Origin of the sequence: Yersinia similis (genome assembly GCF_001053095.1) — a bacterium.
In the GTDB taxonomy this organism is placed as follows: Bacteria; Pseudomonadota; Gammaproteobacteria; order Enterobacterales; family Enterobacteriaceae; genus Yersinia; species Yersinia similis.
Genome location: NZ_CGBP01000002.1, coordinates 181,209 through 200,691 on the forward strand (window position 1 = coordinate 181,209; position 19,483 = coordinate 200,691).

A 19,483-nucleotide genomic window follows, 5' to 3' on the forward strand; every position below is an offset into this window, starting at 1 on the left:
AAGTGAAAAAGAGATCTAAAATGAAGCGTGAAATCACCTTTTTTGGCTGTTTTGAAGCCGATATTCTGGCAGATCGTAAAACGATCACGATCCGGGATAGCAGTGAATCTGATTTCCACCCAGGGGAAGTCCTGCGGGTGTGCCGTAATGAAGATGGTGTATTCTTTTGCCACATCAAGGTTAAATCGGTCATGCCGATGACACTGGACGAGTTATCTGAACGTCATGCTGAGCAAGAAAATATGTCATTAGACGAACTGAAAAAGGTTATTAAGGCGATCTATCCAGGGCTGGATCAGTTTTATGTGATTGAATTTACTCGGTGTTAATTAAACAGCATTAATCACCTCGGTTTGGTCGTGCTGTTCACTCTATAACCTGCGTTTCAATCATCACTCCAGTCACTAGATGGGTATGCAAATGTGTGGAGGCGTGATGGAAAAGACAGGGTTAGTTTTAGTGCTGGCAACCATACTGCTTGGTATGATGGGAAGTGTACATGCCCAAGAGCCGCGAGCAGTAAACGTTCCTGCTTGTATTGGTTTAAATCAATCTCAGGTTGCAACTCAGGTCAAACGGGATTTTCTGCAAAACCGTATTCCTCGTTGGGAAATAGATAAAAAACAATTGGGCACTGATAAGCCCGTGGTGTGGATTAACGTGGTAGATGTTACAGGTAAAGATGATGTCTGGCAGGTTCCACTGACCGCTCGCGGTAACAAGGGTGATAAAACGTATCAAGTGGTACTCGATTGCAAGTCTGGCACAATTACTTATACCGGGCTGAATGCTCAGACCAGGTCAGATACCCAGATCGGTCTGAATAGCCAAGCAGGGCCGAAGTAACTTGCTGACTGTCGTGGACCTGGCACTTAATCAGTTGTTATTGCAGAGCAATAACCCGCTATATTTGGTGGGTTATGTTGCCATTCATCTGGTCAATCGTGTTTCAAACGGAGGCCAGAGTAACCTCTCTGGTAACTCTTTGTATCATTACCTGACAATAAATATTCCCAACAATCCCCTTAAATGCCCTTGTTTATCAGCAAACTATATGTTTTTCTTTGCATCAACAGGTAATCGTACCACTCTCGTGATAACGCACATAGATGGATAACCTAATCAATGATGACTCCTCCCAAAGCAGATAAACGCCCTTATCCGATGGCTCTACACGGTGATACGCGTGTGGATGACTATTACTGGCTACGTGATGACGAACGTACAGATGCTGATGTACTGAATTATTTGCAAGCTGAAAATGATTTCACGGCGGCGGTGCTTAAGCCACAACAGCAGTTGCGTGAAACCTTATATCAGGAAATGGTTGGCCGTATTCCTCCACAAGAGGAGTCAGTGCCTTATATCCGCAACGGCTACCGTTATCAAACCCGTTTTGAGCCGGGTAACGAGTACGCTATCTATGTTCGGCAACCCGTCAGCACAGACCGTGACTGGGAGACGCTATTGGATGGTAATCAGCGTGCCGAGGGCCGTGAGTTTTATACCTTAGGCGGTTTAGATGTCAGTCCTGATAACCAGTTACTGGCGGTAGCGGAAGATTATCTATCACGCCGCCAATATGATATCAGGATAAAAAACCTCTCCAGCGGGGCCTGGCACGATGAGGTTATCAGTAATACGTCAGGCGGATTTGAGTGGGCAAATGATTCAAAAACGCTGTATTACGTACGAAAACATGAAAAAACGTTATTGCCTTATCAAGTGTATCGGCATGTGGTTGGTACTGATCCTGAGCAAGATAAATTAATTTATCAGGAATCAGACGACACCTTTTACGTCAGTTTGGAAAAAACCACGTCTGAACGTTTTATTCTGATCCACCTTAGCAGCACGACGACGTCTGAGATTTTGTTGCTGGATGCTGAGCAGTCTGAGCCTGTACCGCAGGTTTTTGCGCCACGCCGTAAAGACCATGAATATGCTGTAGACCACTATAAGCAGCACTTCTATATTCGCTCCAATAGAGAGGGTAAGAATTTCGGTCTCTATAAAATTGAAGATAGCCAAGCGATCAGTGACTTTGCCGATGAGTTGCAATGGGCATTACTGATAGCGCCAAGAACGGAGGTTATGCTGGAAGGGTTCAGTTTATTCCGCGATTGGCTGGTGGTCGAAGAACGCAGTGAAGGGTTGACGCACCTACGGCAAATCCATTGGTCTACTGGAGAAGAAAAATCCATCACTTTTGATGATCCAACCTACGTAACGTGGCTTGCTTACAATCCAGAACCGGAAACGGCACTGTTGCGTTATGGTTACTCCTCGATGACCACGCCAAGCTCCATGTTTGAGATTAATATGGACAGTGGTGAGCGCCAGCTACTAAAGCAACAGGAAGTAAAGGATTTCACCCCTGAAAAGTATCGCAGTGAGCGTATTTGGGTTACCGCATCTGATGGCGTGAAAATACCTGTTTCATTGGTTTATCATCGCGACCACTTTGTTTCTGGCAGCAATCCATTATTGGTTTATGCCTATGGTTCGTACGGTAGCAGTATGGACCCTGTCTTCAGCGGTAGCCGTTTGAGCTTATTGGATCGTGGCTTTGTATTTGCTCTGGCACACATTCGTGGTGGTGGGGAGTTGGGGCAGCAATGGTATGAAGATGGTAAATTACTCAACAAGTTGAATACATTCAGCGACTTTACTGATGTAACTAAAGCCTTAGTGAATGAAGGATATGGGGATGCTCAGCGCGTTTTTGCGATGGGAGGGAGTGCCGGTGGCTTGCTGATGGGCGTCATCGTCAATCAGGCTCCTGAATTATATAAGGCAGTTGTGGCACAGGTCCCCTTTGTTGATGTGGTCACCACCATGCTGGATGAGTCGATTCCACTCACGACAGGTGAATACGATGAGTGGGGCAACCCTAACGATAAAGTCTATTACGATTATATTAAGCAATATAGTCCTTACGATCAGGTTAAAGCGCAGGATTACCCTCACATGCTGGTAACCACAGGGCTGCATGATTCTCAAGTCCAGTATTGGGAACCCGCTAAATGGGTCGCTAAGTTGCGTGAAATGAAAACTGATGATCACCAATTACTGCTCTATACCGATATGGAATCGGGCCATGGCGGTAAATCAGGTCGCTTCAAAGCTTACGAAGATATTGCTCTGGAATATGCATTTATTTTGGCGTTTATTTAATGCAATGATGCATTTATACCCCAAATAATGTGAGTTGCAGGAAGTCGGCATCTGAGTAAGTCCTCAGGAGCTTAATTTATTTTAGGGCCAACGACCCCTAAGTGACTGGGATGAACGAAGGTAATCAAAGCACATGCAGCTTGGCGTATGACGGGTATATATGACCTGAAAATATCGATATATCTTATATGAAAATATATTTTCACCCTTTCTTCATCATCGTCAAATATGAGCAATAAAAAAACCCGCCGATAATGGCGGGTTAACTCACGAGACGAAAAACCCCGTTATGCTGCGCTGGTAGATGATGATTTTTTAGCGCGTTTTTCAGCCTTTTTCTCAGCTGGTGTTTTCAGTGGTTTTTTCTTCGCATTCTTTTTGCTGTCCATTCCCTTACTCATGCCTTACCTCTCTTGACCTGCGGTTAGGTTTGTACGCCCATCCATTAACCACTTTATCAGAGCGAGTTGCAAGGAGATAAAACATCAATAAGATTAATTTATTGTTTAATAAAGACATTATTAAATATTACTAATTCTTGTTTTCATTTAATGCCTGTTATTTCGTCGTTTAAGGTGATGAGTATTATTGCGTTACGGTGTAAATATCATCCGTTGACTGAATTAAATAGATGACTGGCATGAATCTGAGGTTTTGTCATTGACCCTGTGGGCAGTATAGGTTTTGATGACTTAATGTCTAATAACAAGCATGGAAAAACAATGGAACAGTTACGTGGGCTTTATCCTGCATATGAACCTTACTACAGTGGTTTATTAGACACCGGGGACGGGCATCAAGTTTACTGGGAGCTCTGCGGCAATCCGAAGGGCAAGCCCGCTATTTTTATTCACGGGGGGCCAGGGGGCGGGATTGCGCCTTATCATCGGCAGCTATTCAACCCTGCAAAATATAATGTGATGTTATTTGATCAACGTGGCTGTGGGCGCTCTAAACCCCATGCCAGCCTGGATAACAACACGACTTGGCATCTGGTGGATGATATTGAACGTCTGCGCAAGATGGCTGGGGTTGAACAGTGGCTGGTGTTTGGTGGCTCTTGGGGGTCTACACTGGCGTTAGCTTATGGCGAAACACACCCTGAACGTGTCAGTGAGATGGTTCTGCGCGGGATCTTCACTTTACGCAGGAAAGAACTGCACTGGTACTATCAGGATGGGGCCTCGCGCTTTTTCCCCGATAAATGGCAGCGGGTACTGTCAATTTTATCCCCAGAAGAGCAGAGCGATGTGACGGCGGCTTATCGCAAACGGCTGACATCACCTGATCGGGCAATACAGCTAGAGGCCGCTAAAATATGGAGTTTGTGGGAAGGCGAAACAGTGACCTTATTACCAACTAAAAACTCGGCTTCTTTTGGTGAAGAGGATTTTGCACTGGCGTTTGCCCGGATTGAAAATCACTATTTCACGCATCTTGGCTTCTTGGACAGTGATAACCAGTTGTTAGACAATGTGACACGTATACGGCATATTCCAGCGGTAATCATTCGCGGGCGATATGATATGGCGTGTCAGCCACAGAACGCCTGGGATTTAGCACAGGCTTGGCCTGAAGCTGAGCTATATATCGTTGAAGGTGCCGGGCACTCCTTTGATGAGCCAGGGATACTGCATCAACTTATTCTAGCTACTGATAAATTTGCTCACTGACTCTACGCATTTAAGGATACTGACTCCCGCGGGTTAAGGCCTACGGGAGCATTTCGCGATTACTTCACTTTGGGTTCATACGGCAGTCGAGATAATTTTTTGGACTCGATACGGTAATGTGCCAGCCGCTGCAAAAAATACTCGCGTAGAGCTTCGGGTTGTTCTCTGGCCACCATCTCAGGGATAACGGGCATGTTGTAGCGCTCTTTAAATACAACACCAGAGGCGGCAAGGTCAACGTTCATTTTTGCCGTTTCTTCGTCAGAAAGCTCTACCAAGTTATATCCCATTTCTACCTCCTTCTTAGTCCATCGGCGTTGATAGCGCAAAAGGTAATGCAGACAGTAGATATTGGCAAGTCAGTAATGTTGCCAGCCATAGCATCTCAGGGGATGACTGTCGTGGAATAAGACTCATTCTCTGATATTGAAAGTTATTATTAAGTGATCACCAATCCCAATAGGAATCATTATCTTTAGTGATTATAAAATAATGTGAATGATTATCATGATGCTTTGGTATTTATTTTCACTTATTTTTATTGTTTATTTACAATTAGATATCAATAAGTTGAATTATTTATGTCTTTTGATAAATAATAATGTGAATAGGGTGTTCTTATTTTGTTTTTATCTTGGCATAATACACCAAGTTAATTATTTCTTGCCCATGTTAAAAAGTAAGGGAATTATTATGTTGAAAAAAGAAATGGCACAAAAACTCAATGAGCAGCTGAATCTGGAGTTTTACTCTGCGAATCTTTATTTGCAAATGAGTGCTTGGTGCAGCGATAAAGGTTTTGAAGGTGCGGCTGCATTTTTAAAAAAGCATTCTCAAGAAGAAATGCAACATATGGAGCGTTTGTTTGAATATCTCAGTGGAACTGGCTCTATGCCTATATTGGGTACGATCACCGCTCCACCTGTAGATTTCACATCATTAGCAGATGTATTCAAGCTTACGTATGAGCATGAGCAATTAATTACCACTCAAATTAATGAGCTTGCCCATGTTGCGATGACTACTCATGATTACTCCACATTCAACTTCCTACAGTGGTATGTTGCTGAACAACATGAGGAAGAGAAACTGTTTAAATCCATTTTGGATAAACTGGCTCTGGTGGGTAATAGCGGTAACTCGTTGTTCTTCGTCGATAAAGACTTGAAAACAATGGCAGCCCAAGGCTACACGTCAGCTTAACCAGTATTGAAAAATATTCGCCGCGGTACTGCTATCAGTGACTGCGGCTTTGTTGTTGTCTATATCCCGCGGTCCTTGCCTTTTCTTGCTCCTCTGTTTTTTACTGATTCTATGCTGGCAGCATTTAGCTTGGCTATAGCCACTCGACTTGCTACATTCAAATCGTTATCATTTGCAATAACGGTAATAGAGTGAGTTGAATTTTCATTCCTTTATTGGTTATATTTCAATCATAACTTGGTTTCTGGCGTTTTATTTTGTGTACTACCTCACAGGTAGTGCATTTGACTGGAAGTGATAGGGGTTTACGCTGCCAACATAGGATATGGTTGGTAGTAGACGATTCTTCCCCCATCGATTAAGGGACACTTATGTTTATTCGTAAAATACGCTCATCTTGCCGCATGTTGTCGGCTCTTATTGTGTTATTTGTTGGCCTTTCCAGCCAGCAAGCGCTTGCTCATGCGCATTTAAAAGCGGAGACCCCGGCTGCAGATGCCACTATAAATGCTGCACCTGAAGCCTTGACGCTGGGATTCTCTGAGGGTATTGAGCTGAGCTTCAGTGGTGTTAAAGTCACTGGCCCGGATAATAATGTGGTCAAAACCGGTGATCTTAAATTAGATCCCGTTAATAACACCCAACTGATTTTGCCGATTGACCATGCTTTAACCGCTGGTAAATATAATGTCTCATGGCACGTTGTTTCTGTTGATGGTCATAAGACTAAAGGCACTTACAGCTTCACTGTGAAATAGATATGTCTTTGGCGACTCTATTCGTTCTGTGTCGCTTTCTGCACTTTATGGCGGTGATGCTGATGTTTGGCATCACTGTATTCACCGCCTTTTTGGCACCAGATCGTTTTTCTTCAGTACTAAAAAAACGCCTGTCACCTTTACTCGTCCTCAGTACGCTGCTAGGGCTGATTTCTGCTGTGGGAATTTTGGCTATTCAAGCTGGAATGATGGGGGATGGCTGGGCAGATACCTACCGATTGACTGTCTGGTGGGCCGTCTTAGGGACGCGATTTGGTCAGGTATGGCAATGGCATATTGGCTTGTCCATCTTGAGTATGTGGATCGTTTTATTGGGTATAACACGTACGTATGACTGGCTGGTAGTCGGTTGCTCAACATTGTTGCTCGCGAGTCTGGCTTTTGCGGGGCATGCAGCGATGTATGATGGGGTGCTTGGATGGGTTCACCAAACTAATCAAGTTATCCACCTGCTCAGTACCGGGTACTGGCTGGGATGTTTACCGCCACTGCTTGTTTGCCTGGCATATACTCGAGACAAGGATGCCAAACGTGAAGCGATCACGGCATTAATTCGATTCTCGGGTTGGGGGCACTTGGCTGTTGCTTTGGTATTGATAACTGGGGTAATAAATAGCCTCATTATGCTGCAAGATGCCACGCTGACGCTGACATCAAATTATCAGATGCTTTTACTGTATAAAGTCATATTGGTGGTATTCATGCTTGCTGTTGCGTTGATTAACCGTTACCGAATTGTCCCGATGCTCAAGCAATTACCCACGAAAGCACATCACTGGTTAGTCATTAATAGCTGCTTTGAAATCGTGCTTGGCGCGGCAGTACTACTGCTGGTCAGTGTTTTTGCCACAATGGCCCCAGTATAGTGGGCAAGAATAGACGGTAGATATTGACGGTGAGCTTGCATCAACTCCTCAGTATGCGAGAAAATCAAAACAATCGGCTAATTGAGGGTAATTAAGATGAAAGGTTTTGTGCTAATGCTGTCGCTATTGATTCTGTCAGCTAATGCTATGGCTGCCGGGAAGATTATCACGGTCAGTAAATTTGAATTTGGTAAACAGTGGGCATTTACCCGTGAAGAAGTGATGTTAGAGTGCCGGGCAGGCAATGCTTTGTTTGTGATTAATCCTGCCACTTTAGTGCAATATCCCCTGAATGATATTGCTACTGAACAAATGAAGTCTGGTCATGTATTAGCCAAACCGTTAGATGTATTGTTACTGAACGACAGCAATAACCCAGGGCAGAAAATGAGTTTGGCACCTTTCCAACAACGTGCAATGGCGCTTTGCCAACAGTAAATAATGCTACGTTAACTACATGAAAAATTAAAGATTACTTTACCGCATATTTATTTTTACTCGGGTGAGGTTGTAAATTTTTTTAATTAATTCACATGAGTGATTATTTAGTTCTGCTACAAGGTTGGCGAAATGTCGGTACTCGGCTACGCTTAAGAAGTACGGCTGAATAAGCTTACATTAATACCAACTTTTAGCGCACGGCTCTTTCCCAAGAGCCATTTCCCTAGACCGAATATCAGGAATCGTGTTCGGTCTTTTTTAATTTGTTAATTTTATTTGTATTTATTCTCTCCGTTCGAAAATGGTCTAAATTTTTATATTCGGCCTAAATCTTAACCCACTCATTTTACGCGAATCCAGGGACACATTAATCATTTTCATCGACTTGTGACCAAGCCGTTTTGGGGCGAACTCTTTCCCATATTCAGCCTCATAAAGTTGCCATGTCAAGCTGCGGGTCTCGTGAAAACGGGGGGGGATATGTCATAAACCAGATAGGTTGCTTTCAATGTTTTAACAAATACTTCTGTGAGTGGCAATCGGGTAACCTTGCCAGAGGGATTGAAGTGTTCTTAAGGCCGACGAGTTAACATGCTGGAAGTCATATCGTATAGCGCTTGATGATATTGATGTGAGTGCAGCGCCGGATATCATGTGGCCCGTTTCTCCAGATAACATAAAATTGCCGGTGGTTTTAACCAAAGCAAAACTGGGCAATTAAGCCCAGCCTATTTCAGTCATACAACCAGCGACCAGCCTTGGCGGACTCAATAAGCATCCCTATGGTGAAATCTGGAACAGGTATGGGCGCTGTTTTTTTGAATGGATTGAAAGAAAAAGGAACGTCAGGGAAGTAATTTTTAATATTGAAATTACCTCTTTGTACAGAGAACTCTTTAAAGAAGTCATTCATTAAATCTTCTATTTCAAGCTCATCAATACTTAGGTCAGTGTCTAAGTCTGTATCAGGGGTCAAAGATACTGGCTTTCTCTTGAACACATAGACGCCAGCATAAGGCCGGACAAGATCATAAATTCGTTGTTCAATATCATCTACCATAGCTTATCGCCCCCCCTTGCTATCATGTTGTAGTCACGAATTGCACGGTAAGTGATTGCTGATACGTCAGCAGCAATAATGATGAGGCCAAGTAGGGGGATCGAACGACCAACAAACGGGGCGATATTACGCACCATCGCTTTTCTCGCCGTCCATGGAGTATACCCGCCTAACCATGTAGGTAGCGACATCCCAAATGGGAATTTTGTTTTCTTAAATACACTTCGTGCCGCTTTGGAGGCGTATGATGTGCCTTTTGTTGCACCTATGGGCTTTCCTCTTGTTAAGAGATTGCTTCTACCCGAAATAATCGCAACCACAGCCCCGAAATCCTGCATACCAAACTGGCTGGCAGTATTCTCACAGAAAATCATAAATAGTAGCTCACTGGCTTTTAAATTCGGCTTGCCTGCATAAAAGTACGTCCCGCCCAGCTCTTCAACTGTATCCATAGTACATCCTTGTTATCGTGTTAATTATTGCTTAAAGCCCATTTGCTCTTCATCAGCATATATTGTTACCTCACATGATTAAACTAGAGTGGCAAGAGATTCAGACAATCCTCAAATGTATTTAATTTCTCATTACGTTGATATCAGCGAATTAACGCGCTAAATCACCCCAAGAGGCCAATCCTCACTTTTTAGTGTTTTTTTTATGCCCACCGGAAATTACTCACTATGTCTGCTATCGATATCACTACCATGCGCGGCGAAATGCCATGGGCGGTTGCACAGAATCTGGTATAGGCCCTCTATTACCTGAGCAAGCCGCCACTGTTACATGCTGTTCAAATGGGTTACCGACCAATTTGTTACTCGGTTGCCGCCTTCCTGCAACTCGAATTATTGGGGGGCATTATCTTTATATTATTCTCTATTTGCTGATTTTTAATTGTTCAAGCATTTTGTTTCTGGAATGCATCGTATTTTCTAACGCATTGGCATTTTTTAAATGAATCTCACCTTGAGCTCTGAATTGAAGAACATATTCATATTCTTTTTTACTGTATTCATAGGGCTGTCTTTCGTCGGCTTTTTCAGTAGCAATTCCCCTTGTATTCAAACTTATATTATCAGGCGATCTACAAGGTTTTTCTTGGGCTGCATTTTCTTTTAGTTCACATATGTCTTGTTCATCGTATTCCACCTTGTTTTTGATGGAAATGCCTTTTTCATATTCACCAGTAAATATGTCAACTATTTTTCTTGCTGTTGTAAGATCACAAAATCTGGCATGACCATCATGCATAAGAGCATCATAATTAGCAAAGTTTAGCATATGTTGTTTAAATTCATCGGGAGTGACGTCATTCGGAAAAGTTACACTATCAAAATCCTTCCCATTATTACCACCTGGTGGGTAATGATTATGAGAATACATAGATTCGAAAGGATCATTATGAAGCCTTTTTACATGAACTGCATTCGTTCCTCTGTAGTACTTACCACATCCTCGATCAACGCTATTGTGAGCATTTGATGCGCATGCGTAAATCTCATCTCTAAAATGTTGTCCATCCTTATTCATCTCACCTATAACAAACCAATTTATCGAGTTTCCACTAGTGGCTACAGCCACACATACTTGCGTATATCTATCGATATGAGGCGGCGTTTTTTCTCCAAACCTTTCATAGATCTCTGTTGGAGCATATAAATATGAAACTTCTATCGCAAATGTTCTGCCATGTATATTACTAGGTGTGATATCTTTGTTTGATATTACATTTTCAGGCATGTTACTTACGCTTTCAATTTCTTTTGCTAAGCAAAAATCTCCATCTAAATAGGTGTTTGTCAGGTTTTTTTCTGTAGTACTTGAAAGGGGTAAATTAATTATTTTATATTTAACTCTTGAGTTTTATTTGTAATCTAGTAATGTTTGGAAGTTTGATGATGTTTTGTAAAAAGACTCTATGGCTTCTATGAACAAACTGTCATCGGAAAAAATACGTGGATTGATTAATGCTTTTAACTCATATCCATTTGTGTTTTTACCAATGGTGACTCTGTCGGTTTCTGCATAACTTACAGGTTGGGTTAATATGTTTAATATGCTTTCAATGTTTGTCAAAATTTGATTCTCTGTTATAGAGAAGGAAGACCAAAACCACAATCTATCATTTTCTACAGATATGTTTGTACAAATCCCGCCTTTAAATACGATTTGAATTGGAGACAATAAATCAAAATTTCGGCAATAACTTTCAGGTACGCCTATTTTAATAAGGGCGCTACGAGTTACTTCTCCTATGCTACGATTGGAGTTTTGTTTGAATGACAAAGGACTTAATATTTCCATCAACTGTTAATCCTATATCCTTTTTTTTATAAACTAAAGATATTACAAATGTATTTTCAAGGTGTTAACCCTATGTACAACTATACCCAAAATAATTCGAGTTGCATGAAGGTGGCAACGGAGTAAGTCCCCAGAAACTTACTGTAGTAAGTGACTGGGGGGAACGACGGTAGTCAACGTATATGCAACTTGATGTATGACGGGAATAAGTTTAAATAATTTTAATTTAGAAAGAATGGACATTATTTCAAAAAAGAGAATTAATTTTTGTAATTAAAAAATAGTTGCCATAAAAGATTTACCTTTGCCTTCTTCTTGGTCTCCGCGCCACCAAACCTTTGCAAGGTGCAATTGAAGTCCGGCAGTTGTTGTTCAATCTATCAAATAACCCCCTGAATAATGCGTTGTTCCGAGCATAAGCTCACCCATTTACCCGTCATACTTCGAGTTGCATATACGTTGGCTGCTGTCCCTCTGACTAACACAGGAACGCTCACGTTGAACAGGAATACCTGCAGTGGCTGAAGATAGCGATCAGGAAAAAAGCGAAGAACCCACAGCCAGTAAGTTGGAGAAGGCACGAGAGAAAGGCCAGATCCCGCGCTCGCGTGAATTAACCTCAATGCTGATGCTTGGGGCCGGTTTGACGATCCTGTGGATGTCCGGTGAATCAATGGCCAGGCAATTATCGGCCATGCTTGCGCAAGGGTTGCATTTTGATCACAGCATGGTTAGCAATGATAAACAGATGCTGCGGCAAATCGGCATGTTATTACGTCAAACATTGCTGGCGATGCTGCCGATTTTTGCCGGATTAGTGATAGTCGCTTTGGCGGTACCGATGCTTTTGGGTGGGGTGCTGTTTAGTGGTGAGTCAATAAAATTTGACCTAAAACGGATGAGTCCGGTAGCGGGTTTAAAACGCATGTTTTCCTCACAGGCGCTGGCTGAGTTACTGAAAGCCATTTTGAAGGCGACACTGGTTGGTTGGGTCACCGGGGTGTTCCTTTGGCATAACTGGCCCGACATGATGCGCCTGATTGCCGCGCCACCGGTTGCTGCATTAGGCGATGCACTCCATTTGATCATTTTCTGTGGACTGATGGTGGTATTAGGTCTGTTGCCAATGGTTGGGTTTGATGTGTTTTACCAGATAACTAGCCATATCAAAAAGTTACGTATGACCAAACAAGATATACGCGACGAATTTAAAAATCAGGAAGGCGATCCACATGTGAAAGGGCGCATTCGCCAGCAGCAGCGGGCGATGGCCCGTCGTCGGATGATGGTAGATGTGCCCAAAGCGGATGTCATCGTGACTAATCCGACACACTACGCGGTGGCTTTGCAATACAACGAATCAAAAATGAGTGCGCCTAAAGTGTTGGCGAAAGGGGCGGGAGCTGTCGCGCTGCGTATCCGTGAGTTAGGTGCTGAACATCGTATTCCGTTATTAGAAGCACCGCCACTGGCGAGGGCATTATTCCGGCACAGTGAGGTCGGTCAACATATTCCCGCCACCCTTTATGCGGCAGTCGCCGAAGTGCTTGCCTGGGTTTATCAGTTGAAACGCTGGAAACGGGAAGGCGGGCTTATCCCAAAAAAACCTGAACATCTGCCGGTGCCGGAAGCACTGGATTTTGCAACAGAGAGTGAGACCGAGAGTGAGACAGACTAATGGCTAATTTGGCCGCCCTGCTACGTTTACCGGGCAATTTTAAAGATACACAATGGCAAATTCTCGCTGGGCCAATCCTGATCTTAATGATCTTGTCGATGATGATTTTGCCTCTGCCGCCATTCGCCCTGGATTTGTTGTTTACCTTTAATATTGCACTTTCCATCATGGTGTTATTGGTGGCCATGTTCACTCAGCGCACACTGGATTTTGCCGCCTTTCCGACCATCCTGCTGTTCTCCACCTTATTGCGTTTATCGCTAAACGTCGCTTCCACTCGTATTATTCTGATGGATGGTCACACCGGGGGGGCGGCGGCTGGGCGAGTGGTTGAGGCATTTGGTCACTTCCTGGTTGGCGGTAATTTTGCCATTGGTATTGTGGTCTTTATCATTTTGGTGGTGATCAACTTTATGGTGATCACCAAAGGGGCAGGACGTATTGCTGAAGTGGGTGCCCGTTTCGTTTTGGATGGTATGCCCGGTAAACAGATGGCAATCGATGCTGATTTAAACGCCGGATTGATCGGCGAAGATGAAGCGAAAAAACGCCGCTCTGAAGTCACGCAAGAAGCTGACTTCTACGGCTCAATGGACGGGGCCAGTAAATTTGTTCGCGGTGATGCGGTTGCGGGTTTGCTGATCATGGTGATTAACGTGGTGGGGGGGTTGCTGGTCGGTGTACTTCAGCACAACATGGCTTTTGGTCATGCAGCAGAAACCTATACCTTGCTCACCATTGGTGATGGTTTAGTTGCTCAAATCCCTGCGTTGGTGATTTCGACCGCTGCAGGTGTGATTGTCACTCGCGTCAGTACTGATCAGGACGTTGGTCAGCAAATGGTCACCCAACTGTTCAACAATCCACGGGTGATGGTATTAAGCGCCAGCGTTCTGGGTTTGCTGGGAATGGTGCCAGGGATGCCGAATTTTGTCTTCCTGCTATTTACCGCAGCATTACTGGCCTTGGCTTGGCGCTTACGCGGTAAACAAACACAGCAGCCTGTGGCGGTGGAAGCACCGGTGGTGCAGGATCAGCAGCAGGGCGCAGAGGCGACATGGGCAGATGTTCAACTGGAAGATCCGCTGGGGATGGAAGTGGGTTACCGTTTGATACCTATGGTGGATTTCCAGCAAAATGGTGAATTATTGGGCCGCATTCGTAGCATTCGCAAAAAATTTGCGCAAGAGATGGGCTATCTACCGCCAGTCGTGCATATTCGCGATAACTTGGAATTACCACCCGCTAACTATCGGATATTAATGAAAGGGGTCGAAATTGGCAGTGGCGAGGCGCACCCAGGGCGCTGGCTGGCGATTAATCCCGGTAACGCCGTTGGCACATTGCCAGGTGAAGCCACCCACGACCCGGCCTTCGGTCTGGCGGCAGTGTGGATAGAGAGTGCGTTACGTGAACAGGCACAAATTCAGGGCTTTACCGTGGTTGAGGCCAGCACGGTGGTGGCGACGCATTTGAACCATTTGCTCAGCCAATATGCCAGTGAGTTGTTCGGCCGTCAGGAAACTCAACAGCTCCTTGATCGTGTGACGCAAGAAATGCCAAAGTTGACCGAAGACTTTATCCCAGGAGTGGTGACATTAACTACGTTACATAAAGTCTTGCAAAATCTGTTAATGGAGCGGGTATCGATCCGCGATATGCGCACCGTTATTGAAACACTGGCTGAACATGCGCCAAGCCAGGCAGATCCTTACGAATTAACCGCGACAGTGCGGGTGGCATTAGGGCGTTCAATTGCGCAGCAGTGGTTCCCTGGAATCGGTGAAATTCAGGTTATCGGGTTGGATGCTGCCTTAGAGCGCTTATTATTACAAGCTCTGCAAGGGGGGAGTGGCTTGGAGCCAGGTCTGGCTGATCGTCTGCTGGATCAATCTAAACAAGCGCTGCAACGCCAAGAGATGCTAGGCGCACCGCCTGTATTATTGGTTAATCATGCACTACGGGCATTATTGGCCCGCTTCTTGCGCCGTAGTTTGCCGCAAATGGTGGTGCTGTCTAACCTGGAAATTGGTGATAACCGCCAGATTCGTATGACCTCGACGATAGGATCCGCCTAATGTTGATTCGGACCTACCACAGTGTACTGATCCTATTAGCGGCGAGCCTGTTGCCGCTTAAGATTAAGGCCGCATCCGGTTCTTGGGTGGCGGATAATATTGGCATCACTCAGGGTCTGCGTGGGGTGGCAACGGCGTCATCCCCGCTGCAACCGCCAGTTGCACTGGCGCAGGAAAATGCACGTATTGTTTCAGTCGGCTGGCGCTATCAGTTAATGTCAACGGCCCCAGATGGTTTGCAAGTGAAGTTATGCACGCCAACCCGCTGTATACCGCTTGAAGGGGGCCGTGGACAGAGTTTAGGGCTGGCAGGGGAGGCCGCAGCGAATCAACTGACTTTTGTCTACTTTATTGCGGGCAAGGGCCGGGTCAACCCACCATTACAAGTGATCAGCAACCAAGTGCTGGTCAATTATCGTTAACCCTGTTTCGGGTGAACACAGAGATATATGTGTCATGAACTGATACTCAGTGCCATGACTTAACTGAAAGCCAATCTTTTGTTTTGCAATGCTTATTTCACAATGCTTATTTCACTATGGAAAAATACAAGTATCATCGAGGCTACCATCAGGATTAATACGGATATTGCGGAGTAACGCCTCAGACTGAAAGTAGAAATAAAAACCGCAGCAGGTAACTGATAACATCAAATGAAGGGGGGACTTCTTCTAATTGATATTATTTCTATAGTGATAGTTTGTTTTTTATTTTGCGCCTTTAATATTTTCACCTGTTTTATCACAATAAAGTTAATTGTATCGCCGCATGGCGGAGGCTGTTTGATGATATATATCGAGTATTTTTAATCTGCTCGGTCTGATTATTTGAAAAGGTGCTATCCTCTTAATGTCTTTACTAAATTAAAAATAACTTCCACTTCCAATTATTGCTTTTTAATGTTTTTTATTGTTGTTCTGTGATCTTGCATCTAAGAATAATATCTCTTCAAATTATTATATCTTTAATTAATAGTTGAAGTGATTTTAAATGCTCGGTTTATGGTCGTTTATACCCAAAATAACGCAAGTTGTTGAGCGCAGCCAACGCACATGTAGCTTGACGTATGACGGGTATGCTTTATTTCATTTAAATCAGATGGTTTTCCAGCCAATCAGTGGTTTTTTCTTGAGAGGAGTGCGGGAATGTCTATGTATTTTAATAAAATAATTTCATTTAATATTATTGTGCGAATAATGATTTTTATCTGTTTAATATTGACCATCTTCATGGTTGTGGCTTCAGAAAAATATGATGTTAAGTCACTGCCGCAGGCCCAGTCTTATTCTCTTTCTTCAGACGCATTTGAAGATACTCGTCCCAATAATGAAATGGAGAGTTCAATCAATCCCTTTTCCGTATCGGATGCAGAAAAAAATTCTGCAATGATAGATCGTGCCAATAAGGATCAGGAGGCCGAGGCAGTGAATAAGATGATAAGCACCGGTGCCAGATTGGCGTCATCAGGCAGGTCGTCTGATATAGCTCATTCAATGGTGGGCGATGCGGTTAATCAAGAAATTAAACAATGGTTAAATAAATTCGGCACGGCTCAAGTTAATCTGAATTTCGACAAAAAATTCTCGCTAAAAGAAAGCTCTCTTGATTGGTTGGCTCCTTGGTATGAATCTGCTTCGTTCCTCTTTTTTAGTCAGTTAGGTATTCGCAATAAAGACAGCCGAAACACACTTAACCTTGGCGTTGGGCTGCGTACATTGGAAAGTGGTTGGCTGTACGGACTTAATACTTTCTATGACAATGATTTGACCGGCCACAACCACCGCATCGGTCTTGGTGCTGAGGCTTGGACCGATTATTTACAGTTGGCTGCCAATGGGTATTTTCGCCTCAGTGGATGGCACTCGTCGCGCGATTTCTCCGACTATAAAGAGCGTCCGGCCACAGGGGGGGATTTGCGCGCCAATGCTTATTTACCTGTGCTCCCGCAACTGGGGGGGAAATTGATGTATGAGCAATACACCGGTGAACGTGTTGCTTTATTTGGCAAAGATAATCTGCAACGCAACCCTTATGCTGTGACTGCTGGGATCAATTACACCCCCGTGCCTCTACTCACTGTCGGGGTAGATCAGCGTATGGGGAAAAGTCGTAAGCATGAAACACAGTGGAACCTACAAATGAACTATCGCCTAGGCGAGAATTTTCAGGCGCAACTTAGCCCTTCGGCGGTGGCTGGAACACGTTTACTTGCTGAAAGTCGCTATAATCTTGTCGATCGTAACAATAATATCGTGTTGGAGTATCAGAAACAGCAGGCGGTTAAACTGACATTATCACCAGCAACTGTCTCTGGCCTTCCGGGGCAGGTTTATCAGGTGGGTGCACAAATACAAGGGGCATCTGCTGTAAAGAAAATCATCTGGAATGATGCTGAACTAATTGCCGCTGGCGGCACATTAACCCCATTGAGTACCACGCAATTCAGCTTGGTTTTACCACCTTATAAGCGCACAGCACAAGTGAGTAGGGTAACGGTGTTACCCAGCGAAGCCGATTTGACAGCCAATTTTTATTCGCTTAGCGCGGTCGCGGTTGATCACAATGGGAACAGATCTAATTCATCCACATTGGTCGTCACCGTTCAGCAGCCTCAGTTGATATTAACGGCGGCCGTCAGTGGTGATGGCGCTCCCGCCAATGGGAAAACCGCGATCACCGTTGAGTTCACCGTTGCTGATTTTGAAGGGAAACCCTTAGCCGGGCAGGATGTGGTGATAACCACCAGTAATGGTGCGTTGCCGAATAAAATCACGGAAAAGACCGATGCAAATGGCGTCGCGCGTATCGCATTAACCAATACGACAGGTGGCGTGACGGTAGTCACAGCAGAAGTGGAGGGGCAACGCCAACGTGTTGATACTCACTTTATCGAGGGGGCTATCGCGGCGGATAAATCCAGTCTGGCTGCGGTACCGACATCTATCATCGCTGATGGTCTAATAGCCTCAACCATCACGTTGGACCTGAAGGATACCTATGGTGACCCGCAGGCTGGCGAGAATGTGGTTTTTGACACAACCTTAGGCAATATGGGCGTTATCACGGATCACAATGATGGTACTTATAGCGCACCGTTGACCAGTACCACGTTGGGGGCAGCAACAGTAACAGTGAAAGTGGATGGATCTGTGTTCAATGTGCCGAGTGTGACGGTTAACTTCACTGCGGACCCTATTCCAGATGCCGGCCACTCCAGTTTCACCGTCTCCACACCGGATATCTTGGCTGATGGCACGATGAGTTCCACATTATCCTTTGTCCCCGTCGATAAGAATGGTCATTTTATCAGTGGGGTGCAGGGCTTGAGTTTTACTCAAAACGGTGTGCCGGTGAGTATTAGCACCATTACCGAGCATCCAGATAGCTATACCGCGACGGTGGTTGGGAATACCGTTGGTGATGTCACTATCACGCCGCAGGTTGATACCTTGGTACTGAGCACATTACAGAAAAAAGTATCCCTATTCCCGGTACCTAAGCTGACCGGTATTCTGGTGAATGGGCAAAACTTTGCTACGGATAAAGGGTTCCCGAAAACGATCTTTAGAAATGCCACGTTCCAGCTACAGATGAATAATGATGTTGCTAATAATGCTCAGTATGATTGGTCGTCGTCATTCACACCCAATGTATCGGTTAACGATCAGGGTCAGGTGACTATTACCTACCAAACCTATAGTGAAGTAACCGTGACGGCGAAAAGTAAAAAATTCCCAAGTTATGCGGTGACTTATCGGTTCTCACCGAATCGGTGGATATACACCAGCGGCAGATCGCTGGTATCGAGTAGCGAGGCCAGCAGACAATGCCAAGGTTCAGATATGTCTGCGATTATTGAATCCTCCCGTGCAACCAATGGAACGCGTGCGCCTGACGGGACATTATGGGGCGAGTGGGGGAACTTGACCACGTATAGTTCTGATTGGCAATCAGGAGAATATTGGACCAAAAAGACCAGTACGGATTTTGAAACCATGAATATGAACACGGGTGTGCTGCAACCAGGGCCTGCGTACTTGGCGTTCCCGCTCTGTGCGCTGGCAATATAGCCAGATAGCCAGATAGCCAGATAGCAATAAGAACAGTTTAATGCGCTGATTATTTGGGGCGTGAATGGGAGTTCGGTAATCATCGACTCGCCCCAAAAGCAGCAAACACCCAGAGGGCAACGCCGCTCATGTTAATTGAGCGGCGTTGTTTTTT

18 protein-coding genes are annotated in these 19,483 nt (G+C 44.6%); 13 read left to right on the forward strand and 5 right to left on the reverse strand.

The annotated features are described in order from the left end of the window. Positions 1-20 precede the first annotated feature (20 nt). The 4 genes from yqfB (at position 21) to pip (ending at position 4,850) form a co-directional block, all read left to right on the forward strand. Positions 21-329 (forward strand): N(4)-acetylcytidine aminohydrolase, encoded by a 309-nt coding sequence (gene yqfB, locus AC971_RS02405; RefSeq protein WP_025383537.1) that lies wholly within the window; start codon positions 21-23, stop codon positions 327-329. Between the two features lie 106 nt (positions 330-435). After that, on the forward strand, positions 436-846 hold the full coding sequence (gene yebF / locus AC971_RS02410; RefSeq protein WP_268869948.1) for a protein YebF: 411 nt from the start codon (positions 436-438) through the stop codon (positions 844-846). A gap of 279 nt (positions 847-1,125) precedes the next feature. Then, entirely contained in the window at positions 1,126-3,177 is a 2,052-nt protein-coding gene (locus AC971_RS02415) for a S9 family peptidase (RefSeq protein WP_025383539.1), read from the forward strand. 722 nt (positions 3,178-3,899) lie between these two features. After that, on the forward strand, positions 3,900-4,850 hold the full coding sequence (pip, locus tag AC971_RS02420) for a prolyl aminopeptidase (RefSeq protein ID WP_025383540.1): 951 nt from the start codon (positions 3,900-3,902) through the stop codon (positions 4,848-4,850). Positions 4,851-4,909: 59 nt separating this feature from the next. Here pip and AC971_RS02425 read toward each other — a convergent pair whose 3' ends face one another. Then, on the reverse strand, positions 4,910-5,140 hold the full coding sequence (locus tag AC971_RS02425) for a DNA polymerase III subunit theta (RefSeq protein ID WP_025383541.1): 231 nt from the start codon (positions 5,138-5,140) through the stop codon (positions 4,910-4,912). Positions 5,141-5,543: 403 nt separating this feature from the next. Between AC971_RS02425 and ftnA the strand changes: the two genes are divergently transcribed. From ftnA to AC971_RS22590, 5 genes are all read left to right on the forward strand, one after another. Further along, complete coding sequence (gene ftnA, locus AC971_RS02430; RefSeq protein ID WP_025383542.1) at positions 5,544-6,053, forward strand: non-heme ferritin; 510 nt, start codon at positions 5,544-5,546, stop codon at positions 6,051-6,053. A gap of 371 nt (positions 6,054-6,424) precedes the next feature. Next, positions 6,425-6,811, forward strand: a complete 387-nt coding sequence (gene yobA / locus AC971_RS02435; protein WP_025383543.1) for a CopC domain-containing protein YobA — start codon at positions 6,425-6,427, stop codon at positions 6,809-6,811. Between the two features lie 2 nt (positions 6,812-6,813). Beyond that, the gene (gene copD, locus AC971_RS02440; protein ID WP_025383544.1) at positions 6,814-7,698 is read left to right on the forward strand and encodes a copper homeostasis membrane protein CopD; all 885 of its coding nucleotides are present in this window, start codon (positions 6,814-6,816) and stop codon (positions 7,696-7,698) included. A 96-nt stretch (positions 7,699-7,794) separates the two neighbouring features. Further along, positions 7,795-8,136, forward strand: coding sequence for a YebY family protein (locus AC971_RS02445; protein WP_025383545.1), 342 nt, complete (start codon positions 7,795-7,797; stop codon positions 8,134-8,136). Between the two features lie 613 nt (positions 8,137-8,749). Continuing rightward, positions 8,750-8,860, forward strand: a complete 111-nt coding sequence (locus tag AC971_RS22590) for a tail fiber assembly protein (protein WP_231572989.1) — start codon at positions 8,750-8,752, stop codon at positions 8,858-8,860. Positions 8,861-8,872: 12 nt separating this feature from the next. Here the strand turns inward: AC971_RS22590 and AC971_RS02450 are convergent, their stop codons facing one another. The 4 genes from AC971_RS02450 to AC971_RS02465 form a co-directional block, all read right to left on the reverse strand. After that, a complete protein-coding gene (locus AC971_RS02450) occupies positions 8,873-9,199 on the reverse strand; it encodes a DUF1493 family protein (RefSeq protein ID WP_002211097.1) in 327 nt (108 codons plus the stop codon). Then, a complete protein-coding gene (locus AC971_RS02455) occupies positions 9,193-9,651 on the reverse strand; it encodes an STM2901 family protein (RefSeq protein WP_025383546.1) in 459 nt (152 codons plus the stop codon). The genes AC971_RS02450 and AC971_RS02455 overlap by 7 nt, the downstream gene beginning before the upstream one ends. A 424-nt stretch (positions 9,652-10,075) precedes the next feature. Beyond that, complete coding sequence (locus tag AC971_RS02460; RefSeq protein ID WP_025383547.1) at positions 10,076-10,939, reverse strand: hypothetical protein; 864 nt, start codon at positions 10,937-10,939, stop codon at positions 10,076-10,078. Between the two features lie 123 nt (positions 10,940-11,062). Continuing rightward, positions 11,063-11,503: an InvB/SpaK family type III secretion system chaperone gene (locus tag AC971_RS02465; protein ID WP_025383548.1), complete on the reverse strand. Its 441-nt coding sequence runs from the start codon at positions 11,501-11,503 to the stop codon at positions 11,063-11,065. A 517-nt stretch (positions 11,504-12,020) separates the two neighbouring features. Between AC971_RS02465 and flhB the strand changes: the two genes are divergently transcribed. The 4 genes from flhB (at position 12,021) to inv (ending at position 19,329) form a co-directional block, all read left to right on the forward strand. After that, positions 12,021-13,181, forward strand: coding sequence for a flagellar biosynthesis protein FlhB (flhB, locus tag AC971_RS02470; protein ID WP_025383549.1), 1,161 nt, complete (start codon positions 12,021-12,023; stop codon positions 13,179-13,181). Beyond that, a complete protein-coding gene (gene flhA, locus AC971_RS02475; RefSeq protein ID WP_025383550.1) occupies positions 13,181-15,259 on the forward strand; it encodes a flagellar biosynthesis protein FlhA in 2,079 nt (692 codons plus the stop codon). Before flhB ends, flhA begins: the two co-directional genes overlap by 1 nt. Further along, a complete protein-coding gene (locus tag AC971_RS02480; protein WP_025383551.1) occupies positions 15,259-15,681 on the forward strand; it encodes a flagellar protein FlhE in 423 nt (140 codons plus the stop codon). Before flhA ends, AC971_RS02480 begins: the two co-directional genes overlap by 1 nt. 723 nt (positions 15,682-16,404) lie before the next feature. Next, entirely contained in the window at positions 16,405-19,329 is a 2,925-nt protein-coding gene (gene inv, locus AC971_RS02490) for an inverse autotransporter invasin Inv (RefSeq protein ID WP_025383552.1), read from the forward strand. Positions 19,330-19,483 lie beyond the last annotated feature (154 nt).

Excerpts from the sequence above, each read along its gene's own strand:
- ftnA (WP_025383542.1), top strand. The coding sequence starts at position 5,544 with ATGTTGAAAAAAGAAATGGCACAAAAACTCAATGAGCAGCTGAATCTG.
- inv (WP_025383552.1), top strand. The coding sequence starts at position 16,405 with ATGTCTATGTATTTTAATAAAATAATTTCATTTAATATTATTGTGCGA.
- flhA (WP_025383550.1), top strand. The coding sequence starts at position 13,181 with ATGGCTAATTTGGCCGCCCTGCTACGTTTACCGGGCAATTTTAAAGAT.
- AC971_RS02445 (WP_025383545.1), top strand. The coding sequence starts at position 7,795 with ATGAAAGGTTTTGTGCTAATGCTGTCGCTATTGATTCTGTCAGCTAAT.
- yobA (WP_025383543.1), top strand. The coding sequence starts at position 6,425 with ATGTTTATTCGTAAAATACGCTCATCTTGCCGCATGTTGTCGGCTCTT.
- yqfB (WP_025383537.1), top strand. The coding sequence starts at position 21 with ATGAAGCGTGAAATCACCTTTTTTGGCTGTTTTGAAGCCGATATTCTG.
- AC971_RS02425 (WP_025383541.1), bottom strand. The coding sequence starts at position 5,140 with ATGGGATATAACTTGGTAGAGCTTTCTGACGAAGAAACGGCAAAAATG.
- yebF (WP_268869948.1), top strand. The coding sequence starts at position 436 with ATGGAAAAGACAGGGTTAGTTTTAGTGCTGGCAACCATACTGCTTGGT.
- AC971_RS02450 (WP_002211097.1), bottom strand. The coding sequence starts at position 9,199 with ATGGTAGATGATATTGAACAACGAATTTATGATCTTGTCCGGCCTTAT.
- AC971_RS02465 (WP_025383548.1), bottom strand. The coding sequence starts at position 11,503 with ATGGAAATATTAAGTCCTTTGTCATTCAAACAAAACTCCAATCGTAGC.
- AC971_RS02460 (WP_025383547.1), bottom strand. The coding sequence starts at position 10,939 with ATGCCTGAAAATGTAATATCAAACAAAGATATCACACCTAGTAATATA.
- pip (WP_025383540.1), top strand. The coding sequence starts at position 3,900 with ATGGAACAGTTACGTGGGCTTTATCCTGCATATGAACCTTACTACAGT.
- AC971_RS02480 (WP_025383551.1), top strand. The coding sequence starts at position 15,259 with ATGTTGATTCGGACCTACCACAGTGTACTGATCCTATTAGCGGCGAGC.
- copD (WP_025383544.1), top strand. The coding sequence starts at position 6,814 with ATGTCTTTGGCGACTCTATTCGTTCTGTGTCGCTTTCTGCACTTTATG.
- AC971_RS02415 (WP_025383539.1), top strand. The coding sequence starts at position 1,126 with ATGATGACTCCTCCCAAAGCAGATAAACGCCCTTATCCGATGGCTCTA.
- AC971_RS02455 (WP_025383546.1), bottom strand. The coding sequence starts at position 9,651 with ATGGATACAGTTGAAGAGCTGGGCGGGACGTACTTTTATGCAGGCAAG.